11 protein-coding genes are annotated in these 13,942 nt (G+C 38.4%); 4 read left to right on the top strand and 7 right to left on the bottom strand.

What is annotated here, in order from left to right; all coding sequences use genetic code 11:
- Positions 1–270: 270 nt before the first annotated feature.
- The 5 genes from oppF to A6E06_RS06390 form a co-directional block, all read right to left on the bottom strand.
- Positions 271–1,266, bottom strand: a complete 996-nt coding sequence (gene oppF / locus A6E06_RS06410; protein ID WP_065592990.1) for a murein tripeptide/oligopeptide ABC transporter ATP binding protein OppF — start codon at positions 1,264–1,266, stop codon at positions 271–273.
- Positions 1,266–2,231, bottom strand: coding sequence for an ABC transporter ATP-binding protein (locus A6E06_RS06405; protein WP_065592989.1), 966 nt, complete (start codon positions 2,229–2,231; stop codon positions 1,266–1,268). Before A6E06_RS06405 ends, oppF begins: the two co-directional genes overlap by 1 nt.
- A 50-nt stretch (positions 2,232–2,281) precedes the next feature.
- Positions 2,282–3,184, bottom strand: a complete 903-nt coding sequence (gene oppC, locus A6E06_RS06400; protein WP_065592988.1) for an oligopeptide ABC transporter permease OppC — start codon at positions 3,182–3,184, stop codon at positions 2,282–2,284.
- 15 nt (positions 3,185–3,199) lie between these two features.
- Positions 3,200–4,120, bottom strand: coding sequence for an oligopeptide ABC transporter permease OppB (gene oppB, locus A6E06_RS06395; protein ID WP_065592987.1), 921 nt, complete (start codon positions 4,118–4,120; stop codon positions 3,200–3,202).
- A gap of 108 nt (positions 4,121–4,228) precedes the next feature.
- Entirely contained in the window at positions 4,229–5,893 is a 1,665-nt protein-coding gene (locus tag A6E06_RS06390; RefSeq protein ID WP_065592986.1) for an ABC transporter substrate-binding protein, read from the bottom strand.
- A 618-nt stretch (positions 5,894–6,511) separates the two neighbouring features.
- Between A6E06_RS06390 and A6E06_RS06385 the strand changes: the two genes are divergently transcribed.
- Positions 6,512–9,049, top strand: coding sequence for a glycosyl hydrolase family 18 protein (locus tag A6E06_RS06385; protein ID WP_065592985.1), 2,538 nt, complete (start codon positions 6,512–6,514; stop codon positions 9,047–9,049).
- 86 nt (positions 9,050–9,135) lie between these two features.
- Here A6E06_RS06385 and A6E06_RS06380 read toward each other — a convergent pair whose 3' ends face one another.
- Positions 9,136–9,714, bottom strand: a complete 579-nt coding sequence (locus A6E06_RS06380) for a thymidine kinase (protein WP_065592984.1) — start codon at positions 9,712–9,714, stop codon at positions 9,136–9,138.
- Between the two features lie 90 nt (positions 9,715–9,804).
- Positions 9,805–11,193 (bottom strand): cysteine--tRNA ligase, encoded by a 1,389-nt coding sequence (gene cysS, locus A6E06_RS06375; protein WP_065592983.1) that lies wholly within the window; start codon positions 11,191–11,193, stop codon positions 9,805–9,807.
- Positions 11,194–11,341: 148 nt separating this feature from the next.
- On the opposite strand from cysS, the gene A6E06_RS06370 reads away from it, so the two are divergent.
- From A6E06_RS06370 to A6E06_RS06360, 3 genes are all read left to right on the top strand, one after another.
- Entirely contained in the window at positions 11,342–11,839 is a 498-nt protein-coding gene (locus A6E06_RS06370) for a peptidylprolyl isomerase (protein ID WP_065592982.1), read from the top strand.
- Between the two features lie 62 nt (positions 11,840–11,901).
- Positions 11,902–12,627, top strand: coding sequence for a UDP-2,3-diacylglucosamine diphosphatase (lpxH, locus tag A6E06_RS06365; protein WP_065592981.1), 726 nt, complete (start codon positions 11,902–11,904; stop codon positions 12,625–12,627).
- Between the two features lie 112 nt (positions 12,628–12,739).
- The gene (locus A6E06_RS06360; RefSeq protein WP_065592980.1) at positions 12,740–13,942 is read left to right on the top strand and encodes an EAL and HDOD domain-containing protein; all 1,203 of its coding nucleotides are present in this window, start codon (positions 12,740–12,742) and stop codon (positions 13,940–13,942) included.

The following is a 13,942-nucleotide window of genomic DNA, read 5'->3' as shown; positions in this document are numbered from 1 at the left end:
ACTTCATGACCTATTTATTTTCTAGTGAGGTTAATCCCGATAAGTTGTTACTCAGGCACTTATGTTGGCTGATAGTAAAACACTAGATAAAATCTTATAGTTATGTATCGACAACTTGTAAAAAACATTTAACTAAATTTAAACATTTCATTTAATAGGTACAAAAAAAGCGCGATATAAAAAACTATCGCGCTTAAGCCTGTCACAGGCTGAATATGATCTTAATCATTCAGTATGGATAAGTTGAAACAACCATACTGCAATTAAAATTTAAAAGTTTGCTACTGCCAAGCAAGAAACTGCATGTTCATCAGTCCCTTTTAGTTCTGGTTTATTCTGTGCACATATATCCGTAGCTTGCGGGCAACGAGTACGGAATACACAGCCAGAAGGAGGACTGATTGGAGAAGGTAGATCTCCTTCAAGCATATCAATCACTTTTGCTCTCTCAAGCTTTGGATCTGGGATTGGTACCGCTGACATTAATGCTTTTGTATACGGGTGCTTAGGATCGCTAAATAAGGCATCAGATTCACCTAACTCAACTTCGTTACCTAAATACATAACAAGTACGCGATCAGAAATATGTTTTACAACGGATAAATCGTGTGCAATGAAAACCAAACTTAAACCAAATTCTTTCTGCAATTCTTTTAAAAGGTTTACTACTTGAGCTTGAATCGATACATCCAGTGCAGACACCGGCTCATCACAAATAATCATTTTAGGTTTCAAAATTAAAGCTCGTGCGATACCGATACGTTGACACTGACCACCTGAAAATTCATGTGGATAACGGTTAATGACATTTGGTAACAAGCCAACTTTCATCATCATCTCTTTTACTTGATCCTTCACTTCCTCTTTTGTCAGTTTAGGATAAAACGTTTGCAGAGGTTCAGCAATGATATCGCCGACGGTCATTCTAGGATTCAAAGACGCCAGTGGATCTTGGAAGATCATTTGAATCTCTTTTCGTTTTTGGCGTAAAGGCTCATCATCCAACTTTGTCAAATCTTGACCAAGCCAAAGAACTTCACCCTCAGTTGCTTCAACTAACCCGATAATCGCTCGAGCAAAAGTAGATTTACCGCAACCAGACTCACCAACAACACCTAGAGTTTCACCTTCGTATAAACGAACATTAACCCCATCAACTGCTTTTAAGTTAGCTGGTTTCGCCCATGGCCACACTGATTTAGACGCGATACTGAAGTGGACTTTTAAGTTTTTTACTTCCAAAAGAAGTTTTTTATCTGCTGACATTACCACGCTCCCTGATCAGAAAAACAAGCACGTAAACGACCATCACCAAATGGCTGAAGTATCGGTGCTTCTTGCTTACAACGGTCCATTACACGATGGCAACGCTCTTGATAAGGGCAGCCAGTAGGTAAGCGCAGTAAGTTAGGTGGATTACCAGGAATCGTTGGTAGTATATCGCCAACTTGATCTAAACGAGGGATCGCTTTGAGTAAACCTTCGGCATATGGATGACTTGGTTCATAAAATATTTCATTAACGGTACCGTACTCCATCGTACGCCCAGCATACATCACTAATACTTTGTCACAAGAACCAGCAACAACACCTAAGTCATGAGTAATCATGATAATTGCCGTATTAAATTCACTTTTCAGCTCATTCAACAACTGCATGATTTGCGCTTGAATCGTTACATCCAATGCCGTTGTTGGCTCATCTGCAATCAATAATTTTGGTCGGCATAATAATGCCATTGCAATCATTACTCGTTGACGCATACCTCCAGAGAACTCATGTGGGTACATGGTAATACGCTTACGAGCTTCAGGAATTTTAACCGCTTCTAACATTCGAACAGATTCTTCAAATGCCTCAGCTTTACCCATGCCTTTATGAAGCATTAATACTTCCATTAGCTGAGCACTGACTTTCATGTAAGGATTTAATGATGTCATCGGGTCTTGGAAAATCATTGCCATTTGTTCTGCACGAATTTTATTCAATTCGTGTTCTGGTAAATTTAAAACTTCTTTACCTTCAAATTTAGCACTGCCGGTAATAATGCCGTTTTTTGCTAATAGGCCCATTAATGCGAAAACAGTTTGAGATTTACCCGAACCAGATTCGCCAACAATGCCTAATGTCTCACCTTGCTCGAGTGAGAAATTTAAATCATTTACTGCAGTGACGTTGCCATCTTGAGTTGTAAACTCGACACGCAGATCTTTTACATCTAATAAACTCATAATTCTTTCCTGCTTAAATCCGTTAAATAATTAGCTGTCCATACAGAGGATTATCTGTCTTTTGGATCCAGCGCATCACGTAAACCATCACCTACATAGTTAAAACAGAACAAGGTAACAACCATAAAAAACGCAGGGAAAATAAGCTGCCAAATAGCCACTTCCATGGTTTGAGAGCCTTCTTGGAGCAACGCTCCCCAGCTCGTCATTGGCTCTTGAACCCCTAAGCCAAGGAAAGATAGGAATGATTCAGTTAAGATCATACTTGGGATAAGTAACGTTGAATATACCGCAACAATCCCTAATACATTAGGCACGATATGACGAGTAATAATACCCCACTTACTCACACCACAAACATGTGCCGCTTCAATGAATTCTTTACTTCGTAAACTCAATGTTTGTCCACGAACTATACGTGCCATATCAAGCCAAGCAATGGCACCGATCGCAACAAAGATCAGGATAATATTTCGACCAAAAAACGTCACTAGTACGATAACTAAGAACATGAATGGAACTGCGTATAGGATCTCAATAAAACGCATCATTACTCGATCGACTTTACCACCGACAAAACCAGAGGTTGCGCCATAAAGCGTACCGATAACCACCGCTACCAATGCACCTAAAATACCCACCATCAAGGAGATTCGACCACCAACCAAGGTTCGTACAAAAAGGTCTCGACCTAAACTATCAGTACCAAAAAGGTGCGTAAGGCTTGGTGCTTCGTGCAATGCATACCAATCAGTATCATCATAAGCGAATTGACTAAACATCGGTAAAAAGACAACAGAAAGTGTCATAATAATTAATACACATAGGCTGATCATCGCGGCTTTATTTCTCATAAAGCGTAAACGGGCATCCTGCCATAAACTACGACCTTCTATTTCTAGATTTTCAGAGAAACTCTCGATCGCTTCTAAATTTGCTTTTTTCGTTAACATGCGTCCGTTCCCCTATTAATAACGAATTTTCGGGTCAATTATTGCTAGCAATACATCAACGATAGCGTTGAAAAGAATGAATAGGAAACCAATCAAAATGGTGATCCCCATTACTAGTGAATAATCACGGTTAAACGCAGCATTCACAAACAATTTACCAATACCCGGTAAACCAAAAATGGTTTCAATAACTACCGAGCCTGTAATAATGCCGACAAATGCAGGTCCCATATAAGAAACAACCGGAAGTAATGCAGGCTTAAGTGCGTGCTTTAACACAATGTAACGGTAGCTTAATCCTTTCGCACGAGCGGTGCGGATAAAGTTACTGTTCAATGTTTCAATCATACTGCCGCGAGTAATACGAGCAAATGTCGCTATATATAAGAATGACATACCGAGAATAGGCAATAGCATGTATTTAAACGAGCCATCATGCCACCCACCAGCAGGAAACCAACCAAGTTCAATAGAGAATAAATAAATTAATGCGGGGGCTAACACAAAGGAGGGCATCACTACGCCTATCATTGCGGTGGACATAATACTGTAATCTAACCAGGTATTTTGCCTCAATGCGGCTAATGTACCGATAGATACCCCAAGTACAACCGTAAAAATAAAAGCAAAAAAACCTATTTTTGCTGATACAGGTAACGCTGCCTCAACCAGTTCGTTTACGGTGTAATCTTGATATTTAAATGATGGACCAAAATCGCCTTGAATAATATTTCCAAGGTAAGTCGTATATTGCTCAAAAACAGGTTTGTCTAAACCATATTTAGCATTGATGTTCGCCATTACTTCTGGAGGAAGCGGGCGTTCTGTAGAAAATGGATTACCCGGAGCAAATCTCATCAAAAAGAATGAGATAGTGATCAGCACCAACATTGTTGGAATGGCTTCAAGTATCCGTTTGATAATGAATTGAAACATAATTCATACTTCCAGTGTCTGTGACAAAAAATAATTAAAAGATGGATCTAGCCGCTACATACATTTCTGTATGCAGTGGCTTATACTTATAGTTTTTATTCGCTAAATTTATTTAGCTTTTATGTATAGGTCTTTCGAGTAGATTTTTTCTTCCGCATTTTCAACAGGGAAGCCACCTACTTGTGGAGATAATAGACGAGATTTTACGTACTGATAGATAGGTGCAATTGGCATATCTTTCGCTAGTAATTTTTCAGCTTCTAGATAAATTGCAGTACGTTCTTCTTCAGACGTTGAAGCTAATGCTTTTTCAATTAACGCATCATACTCAGCACTTCCGTAATGTTGACCGCCAGTTGTATTCTTACTAACCATTAATGTTAAGAAGGCAGATGCTTCATTGTAATCACCACACCAGCCAGCACGCGCTACTTCAAATTGACCTTGGTCTTTTGAATCTAGATAGGTTTTCCATTCTTGGTTTTCTAAAACAACTTCTAAGCCAAGAGTCTTCTTCCACATAGAACCGGCAGCGACTGCAATTTTCTTATGGTTTTCTGACGTATTGTATAGAAGAGTAAATTTAAGTGGATTTTCTGGACCAAATCCAGCTTCAGCTAATAGACGTTTTGCTTCAGCATTACGTTCATCTTGAGTCATTTTGCCGTAAGCTGGAAGCTCAGGGTTAAAGCCCGCTGTAATTTCTGGTGTTAAGAAATACGCTGGTTTTTGACCTTGACCTAAAATGACATCAGAAATAATTGGACGGTCAATAGCGTAAGAGATTGCCTTACGAACACGAACATCATCAAATGGTGCCTTTTTCGTATTGAATGAATAGTAATAAGTACACAGGCTACCAACAACTGAAACAGAATCTGGTTCTGCTTTTTTCAAACGCTTGAAATGTTCAACTGGTAATTCATTAGTAAAGTCGAGTTCACCCGAAAGAAAACGGTTCATTTCTGAAACCTGATTTTCAATAGGCAAGAACGTCACTTTAGTCAGTTTTGTATCTGCATTATCCCAATATTGCTCGTTACGAGTTAATTCTAAACGTTCATTCACAACCCATTTATTTACAACAAATGCGCCGTTACCTACGAAATTACCCGGTTTAGTCCACTGGTCACCAAATTCTTCGATTGTTGCTTTATGAACAGGCATCATTGTTGTATGCCCCATCATCATCACAAAATAAGGAACGGCAGTATCAAGCTGAACTTCTAGCGTATTTGCATCAATCGCTTTAACACCTAACTCACTTTTGTCTTTCTTACCTGCAACGATGTCTTTTGCATTCGCCATCTTAGTATATTCCATATACCAAGAGTATGGAGAAGCGGTTGCTGGATCAACGGCGCGTTGGAAGCTGTAAACGAAATCATCGGCAGTGACAGGATCACCGTTTGACCATTTAGCGTCTTTACGTAAATGGAAAGTGAATTTTTTGTTATCGGTAGTTTCCCAGCTCTCAGCAACGCCAGGAATGGTATTACCTGCCGCATCTTGATTAACAAGACCTTCAAGTAAATCACGAATAACGTGAGACTCAGGTACACCTTGAGATTTATGAGGATCAAGAGTGGCAACTTCTGTTCCATTACCACGAGTCAGTTCTTGAACGTCGGCATAAACAGAATCAGTTGATACTGCTTTTTCAGCAGGTTTCGTTTCTTTTACTGGTTGCTCTGCGGGTTTTTCTCCACAGCCAACAAGTGTTAGTGACAGGCCACCAAGCAAGATCGCTTGTGTAATTTTATTCTTATACATGCATTAACTCCAATACATTTTATTTAGCATCCATGACACTCTTCGGGCAAAACGACTTGCCAATCATTTATCATCTTAAAAACGTGAAATACGATCAAAAAATATAAAAACCTTCGAAGAATTGTGGGAAACATTATCAATCATTGAAGTAATTTGCCACATTTTTGTTACAAAACACCTAATAATTTTTTAAAAAAGCACAATTAGCAGTATAAATGACCACTTTGAAACACGACAACAACCTAGGGTATGGATAAAGACCTAAAAAATTGAAATTTCATACTCACTTGACTAATTAAACGTCAATGACAAGAAGATAAAGTCAATAAATCCGTAAATAAACAGATAAAAACTCCAAATAATAGCCGACAACCAAGCTCTAAGTGTTAATTATCAATAACAATTAAGCACCTTAATTAACGCAAGATATAAAGTTTACGTTTTAGATCGACTCTTCATTATTTAGATAAAATTACAAATCTAACATGTTGAATAGTCTAGCTTGCTGCCAAACTCTGCATCGTAATTGGCAATTTATAAAATATAGATAAAGATACTAGTAATGCTGAATTTTTCAGCAGTAATCCATTTAGGATTAATTTATCAAGGATGTTATTTATGTTTAAAAAGAAACTTGGGTTTTGCTCTGCAGCAATAACCCTTGCCCTATCCGCTCCAAGTTATGCTGCAGTTCCTGGCCAAGCCATTATTTCTTGGATGGAAAGTGATTTTTCAATTATCGAAGTAGATCAAGCTGCTACCTCTTATAAAGCACTAGTTACAATAAAAGAGTTTGCTGAAATCCCCGTCACTTGGGATCGTTGGTCTGGTGAATCGGCTGAAACATGGAAAGTTTTATTAAATGGTCAAATCGTTCATGAAGAAGCGATTGCAGCAACAGCATCACAAAAAGCCTCAACGGTTTTGCAAGTGAGACAAGGCGGCCAGTATGCAATGACAGTTCAGTTATGTAATGGCACAGGGGCAGCAGAAGAATGTAGTACAAGTGCACCTAAAGATATTGTAGTTGCAGATACCGATGGCAGTCATTTAGAACCATTACCAATGAATGTTGATCCTGCCAATGGAAATTACACCACTCCTACAGGTATGGTTTCTGGTGCTTATTTTGTGGAATGGGGCGTTTACGGTCGTAAATTTGCCGTAGACCAAATTCCAGCACAAAATCTAACTCATATTCTTTATGGCTTCATTCCTATTTGTGGCCCTAACCCCTCTTTAGGCGAAATAGAAAATGGAAACAGTTTAGCTGCATTAAATCGAGCTTGTGCTGGCACTCCTGACTATGAAGTCGTCATTCATGACCCATGGGCTGCGGTACAAATGCCACAACCTCAATCTGGTCATGTTCACAGTACTCCTTATAAAGGGACTTATGGTCAAATGATGGCGTTAAAACAACGCTACCCAGATCTTAAAATTGTTCCATCAATAGGCGGTTGGACATTATCAGACCCTTTCTATGACTTTGTTGATAAGCCCAAACGTGACATCTTCGTCGCTTCAGTTAAAAAATTCCTTAAAACATGGAAATTCTATGATGGCGTAGATATCGATTGGGAATTCCCTGGTGGTGATGGCGCAAGTGCAACCGGTGGTGATCCCGTTAATGATGGCCCAGCTTATGTTGCTCTAATGCAAGAACTAAGAGCGATGCTTGATGAGTTAAGTGCTGAAACAGGAAAAACCTATGAATTAACGTCTGCAATAGGTGCTGGTTACGATAAAATTGAAGATGTAGATTATGCTGCAGCCTCTCAATACATGGATTATATCTTTGCAATGACTTATGACTTCTTCGGCGGTTGGAATAATGTGGCTGGCCATCAAACTGCACTAAACTGTGGTTCTCATATGTCACAAGGTGAATGTGATGGCACTGGACTAGATGAGAAAGGCGAACCTCGTAAAGGCCCTGCTTATACAATCACTAATGCGATTGACTTATTACTTGCTCAAGGTGTTGACGCTAAAAAATTAGTCGTTGGTGCTGCTATGTATGCGCGTGGCTGGACTGGTGTTACACGTGAAAGCATGACAGATCCAACAAATCCAATGACTGGTGTTGGTAATGGTAAAGTAGCAGGATCTTGGGAAGCCGGTGTAATAGATTACAAAGATGTTGTATCTAATTACGTAAATAAAGCAGGCGTTGAAGTTGGTTATGATGATATTGCTCAAGCGGCATATGCTTATGACCCAAGCAATGGTGATCTAATCACTTATGATAATAAACAATCTGTACTTGCTAAAGGTGAATACGTTCGTTCACTCGGTTTAGGTGGTTTGTTTGCATGGGAAATTGACGCTGATAATGGTGATATTCTAAATGCAATGCAAGAAGGTCTTGCTGGTGACGGTACAGTAACTCCTCCTGCAAATAAAAAACCGATTGCTAATGCTGGAATCGATATTACAGTCACAGCTCCTGCAACAGTTCAACTTGATGGCTCTTTATCATCAGACAGTGATGGTAGCATTGCCTCTTATGCTTGGACTCAAATATCAGGACCTGCAGTAGCGTTAACTAACCAAAACACGGCGAGTGCTAGCTTTTTAACTGATAGTTTTGCTCAATCTGAAACTCTTCAATTTACACTAACAGTAACGGACGATAAAGGAGCGACGGCTTCTGACTCTATATCTATATCTGTAATTGTTGAAGGGACAGAACCAGTAAATTCGGCACCTGTTGCTGTCATTGTTGCTCCTAGCTCAGTAAATAAAGGGGACACTGTCACATTAGATGCATCGTCTTCTACAGATGCTGATAATGACCCATTAACATTTACTTGGACCATTCCATCTGGAATTAATGCAACGGTTGTTGGTTCTCAAGTAACCTTTACAGCAGGATCTTATACTATCGATACCCCGCTATCATTCTCTGTAATTGCTAATGATGGCCAAGCATCAAATACCACAAGCACTATTATTACTGTGCTTAAAGATGCAGCTGAACCACCTGTAACTTGTGAAAATGCTTGGGATTCTTCTGTAATATACACAGGTGGCGATCAAGTATCACAAGGCAGTAAAGTATGGGAAGCCAAATGGTGGACAAAAGGTGATAGCCCGTCAACTTCTGGTGAATGGGGCGTGTGGAAAGAAGTAGGTACATCTACTTGTAACTAATACCAACCTATATAACAAATAAAAAAGGCCAAATTCATGACACTGAATTTGGCCTTACTTTCTTTATCCATTAAAACTAAGCGTAATTACTTACCTAATGCTTCTTTGTAGTGAGTACGGCAAACAGATACATATAACTCATTACCACCAATCGCGACTTGATCACCATCGGCTATCGCTACACCATGTTCATCAGTACGAATAACCATGTTCGCTTTACGACCACAATGACAAATCGTTTTTAATTCAACTAATTTATCTGCCCATGATAATAAATACTTACTGCCTTCAAATAGCTCACCTAAAAAGTCAGTACGTAAGCCATAACATAACGCTGGGATATGCAATTTATCAACGACTTCTGTTAATTGGTAAACTTGTTCTTTCGTTAAAAATTGGCACTCATCGATTAATACACAGTGAATCTTTTTTTCTTCATGGAGTGTTTTAATACTTTCAAACATATTCATGTCTGTATTAAATAAATGCGCATCGGCATCTAAGCCAATACGAGAGCTCACTTTCCCCACGCCATAGCGATCATCAATAGCGGCAGTGAAAATCACAGGGTTCATTCCGCGTTCTTGGTAGTTAAAAGACGATTGAAGAAGTGTTGTTGATTTACCCGCATTCATTGCTGAGTAATAAAAGTACATTTGAGCCACAAATGTGTCCTCTATTAAAGTTTAATACTTAAAAGTTTTGTAATAAAAAAGGCTGGAAAAACCAGCCTCTTCATAAAAAATATGCCGAGATTACTTACGACGCCATGTCGTCCCTTCTGGGCCATCTTCTAAAACAATGTTTAATGCTGCAATCGCATCACGAGCCGCATCAGCTGCTGCCCAATCTTTTGCTGCACGAGCATCATTACGTGCTTTAATTAAGGCTTCAATTTCAGCAACTTCATCGTCACTGCCATTATCACCTTGTAAGAAGGCCTCTGGATCTTGGGGTAACAAACCTAATACATCCGCTAGCTCACGCATTAATGCGCCTAATTTCGATGCTGCTTCTATATTTTCTGTTTTTAGGCGGTTTACTTCACGAGCCATTTCAAACAGAACAGAATAAGCTTCTGGTGTATTAAAGTCGTCATTCATCGCCGTAGAGAAACGGGTCACAAACTCTTCTCCGCCTGCTGGCGTAACAGTTAGATCAAGACCACGTAAAGAGGTATATAAACGCTCTAACGATGCACGAGCTTGATTTAAATTGTCTTCACTGTAATTTAATTGACTACGATAATGACCAGACATTAAGAAGTAGCGTACTGTTTCTGAATCGTAATGCGCTAATACATCACGGATAGTAAAGAAGTTGCCTAATGATTTAGACATCTTTTCACGATCAATCATCACCATACCACTGTGCATCCAAGTATTAACGTACTTAGAATCATGTGCACAACATGATTGAGCTATTTCATTCTCATGATGAGGGAACATTAAATCAGAACCACCACCGTGAATATCAAAGTGGTTGCCCAAAATAGAAGAGTTCATTGCAGAACATTCAATATGCCATCCTGGACGGCCTGGCCCCCACGGTGATTCCCATGTAGGTTCCCCTGGTTTAGACATTTTCCATAATACGAAGTCCATGCCACTGCGTTTTACGCTTGCTTCTTCAATAGTGATACGAGAGCCAGCTTGAAGTTGCTCAAGATCTTGACGAGAAAGACGACCGTATTCGTCGTATTTTTTAACTTCAAACATTACATCACCATTTGATGCAACATAAGCAAAGCCACGTTCAATCAAACGTTCAACTAATTCTACAATTTCAGTGATGTATTCTGTTGCTCTTGGTTCAACATCTGGACGTTTCATATTGAGTGCATCAAAATCAGCATGCATATCTGCAATCAAACGCTCAGTTAACACATCACATGTTTCGCCATTCTCAGCAGCTCGTTTAATAATTTTATCGTCAATATCGGTAATGTTACGAACGAAAGTAAGATCGTAACCTAAAAAACGTAAATAACGAGAAATTACATCAAAAGAGACAAACGTACGACCATGACCAATATGACACAAGTCGTAAATCGTAACCCCACACACATACATACCGATTTTCCCTTCGGTAATTGGTTTAAATTCTTCTTTTTGACGTGTAAGTGAGTTATATATTTTCAACATGCTCTTTTTTTACTCATTATTTGTTTAAAGGATATATAAAGGCTATTAAACCTATATTAAGTAATGATAGCAAGAAAATTCCCTGTAGATCCTCCTTAATCTTAGGTAAAATCAAATTCTATTTAAATACAATTACAAAGGTAATTTCATGATCATCCTTCACACATCTTTTGGTGACATCACAGTTAAACTTCACGAAGATAAAGCACCAGCAACTTGTGCTAACTTCTTACAATACTGTCAAGAAGGTTTCTACGACAACACTCTTTTCCACCGTGTAATTGATGGCTTTATGGTTCAAGGCGGCGGCATGACAGCTGGTCTTGAAGAAAAAACTAGCCGTGCAACAATCAAAAACGAAGCAAACAATGGCCTAAGCAACAAAGTAGGCACATTAGCAATGGCTCGTACTATGGAGCCGCATTCTGCTAGCTCTCAGTTCTTCATCAACGTAAATGACAACAAATTTTTAGACTTTAAATCAGAGTCTTTAGATGGTTGGGGTTACTGTGTGTTTGCTGAAGTTGTTGAAGGCATGGACATAGTAAACAAAATTAAAGGTGTTGCTACAGGTAACTACGGTTACGTACACCAAGATGTTCCAGTTGAAGAAGTCTTCATTACTGGTACTACAATTACAGAATAATTCTGTTTTTATGCCGGTTCTAATATCTAGAACTGGCATCTTCCTTATAGAAAAAGCATTTTATGACTATATTATTTATCTCTGATCTCCACCTCTCCCCTATTAGACCTGAAATCACCGATTGCTTCCTAGACTTTATGAGCAATGAAGCTATTCATGCAGAAAAGCTTTACGTATTAGGTGATTTATTTGAATTCTGGATTGGCGATGATGATAATTCACCATTTAATGTTGTAATTAAAGATGCATTTAAAGCGTTAACTCAACAAGGAGTAGAGTGCTACTTCATTCAAGGAAATAGAGATTTCTTATTGAATAAGCGTTTTTGTAAAGAAACGGGAGTACAACTTTTAGATGACCATACTGTTATTGACATCGATGGTGAAAAAGTACTGATCATGCACGGCGATACACTCTGTATTGATGACATCAAATATCAAGAGTTTCGCGCTAAAGTTCACCAACCATGGTTACAATGGGTATTTAATCGCATCCCACTATTCATTCGTCAACGCATCGTTAAAAACGTACAAGATAAAATCAAAGAGAAAAAACAAATTAAAACACTGTCCATTATGGATGTGACACAAAGTGAAGTTCAAAAAGTAATGCTTGAGGAAGGTGTAAAAAGACTAATTCATGGTCATACTCACCGTCCTGACACTCATTTTTTTAGTTGTAATAATCAAGAAATGATTCGTATTGTTCTCGGTGATTGGTACACCCAAGGATCTATACTCGAGTATAAAAACAGTATATACACGCTTCACAATAAGAATTTTAAATAAATAATATTAATTACTCACTCTTATTCAACATAAGGAGAATCATGGTCTTTTCTTAATAAAGAGATTATGATTAAGCCAGATTCGATTCAACACGCTGTAGAGAATAACGTTTATGTATTCATATGTTGCTCGTCAACCTATCTTAGACATCAAAAAAAATACGATTGGTTACGAATTATTATTCCGAGATGGTCCCAAAAATACGTTTCCAGCAGTAGAAGCAGAAGAAGCGACAAGTCGATTACTATCAGACCACTTTCTTAGCTCGCAGTGTAATGCAACCAATGACAAATTAGGCTTTGTAAATTTCCCTCAACAAAGTCTCATTAATTTAGTTCCAATGCTATTTAACGCTCATAATTTAGTGGTTGAAATCCTTGAAGATTGCATCCCAAATCAAGACTTACTTAATGCAGTAAAAACCCTTTCAGAGCGTGGCTATAAATTAGCACTTGATGATTTTGAACCAAATCCTCAATGGACTCCGTTTTTGCCTTATATCGATATTATTAAGTTTGATATTCGCACTACGCCTATTTTAAAAGCTAAATTATTCATTCGTCATTGTACAAAATATAATATTTCTTTCTTAGCTGAGAAAGTAGAGACTTATGAAGAATTTGAACAAGCGAAAGCCGCTGGATTTATCTACTTTCAAGGCTACTTTTTTAGTAAGCCAGAAATGTTACAACAACGAGCAATTCAGCCAAATCAATTATCGATAATGCAGTTGTATAAAGAAATTTCAGCGCCAATTGTTGATTTTAACGCCGTAGAAAAACACTTAGTTCAAGATGTATCATTGTCTTATAAATTACTGCGTTTTGTTAATGCATCTTCGATTATTGACAAGCCAATTACCTCTTTTAAGCAGGCTCTTGTTTATTTGGGTGAGACGAAATTACGTCAATTTGTATCTCTTGTTGCCGTCGCTCATGCAACACAACATAAACCACAATCTCTCTATACGCTTTCAATACACCGTGCAAAATTATGTGAGTTGATTGTAAATAAAACCAATATAGATCTCGAACCAAGCCAAGCATTCTTGGTGGGTTTATTCTCACTACTCGAACCTTTGTTAGATCAACCTTTGAACAGCCTGATTCAGCATCTGCCTATCTCGACTGAAATAAAGCTAGCGCTAACAGAACGTCAAGGCTCTTTGGGTAAGTTAATTTTAGCCATCGAGAGCTATGAAAAAGCAAATTGGACTACGGTATCTCAATGTTGTATTGCTTTGAAAATTACTGAACAAGAATTTACAGCCTGTTATAAAGAGTCTGCCGAATGGGTAGATGACATAGCAAAATAG

Source organism: Aliivibrio sp. 1S175 (assembly GCF_001690985.1).
Lineage (GTDB): Bacteria > Pseudomonadota > Gammaproteobacteria > Enterobacterales > Vibrionaceae > Aliivibrio.
Note: the sequence above shows the minus strand (reverse complement) of the source record. Positions and strands in the feature narration are given on the sequence as shown.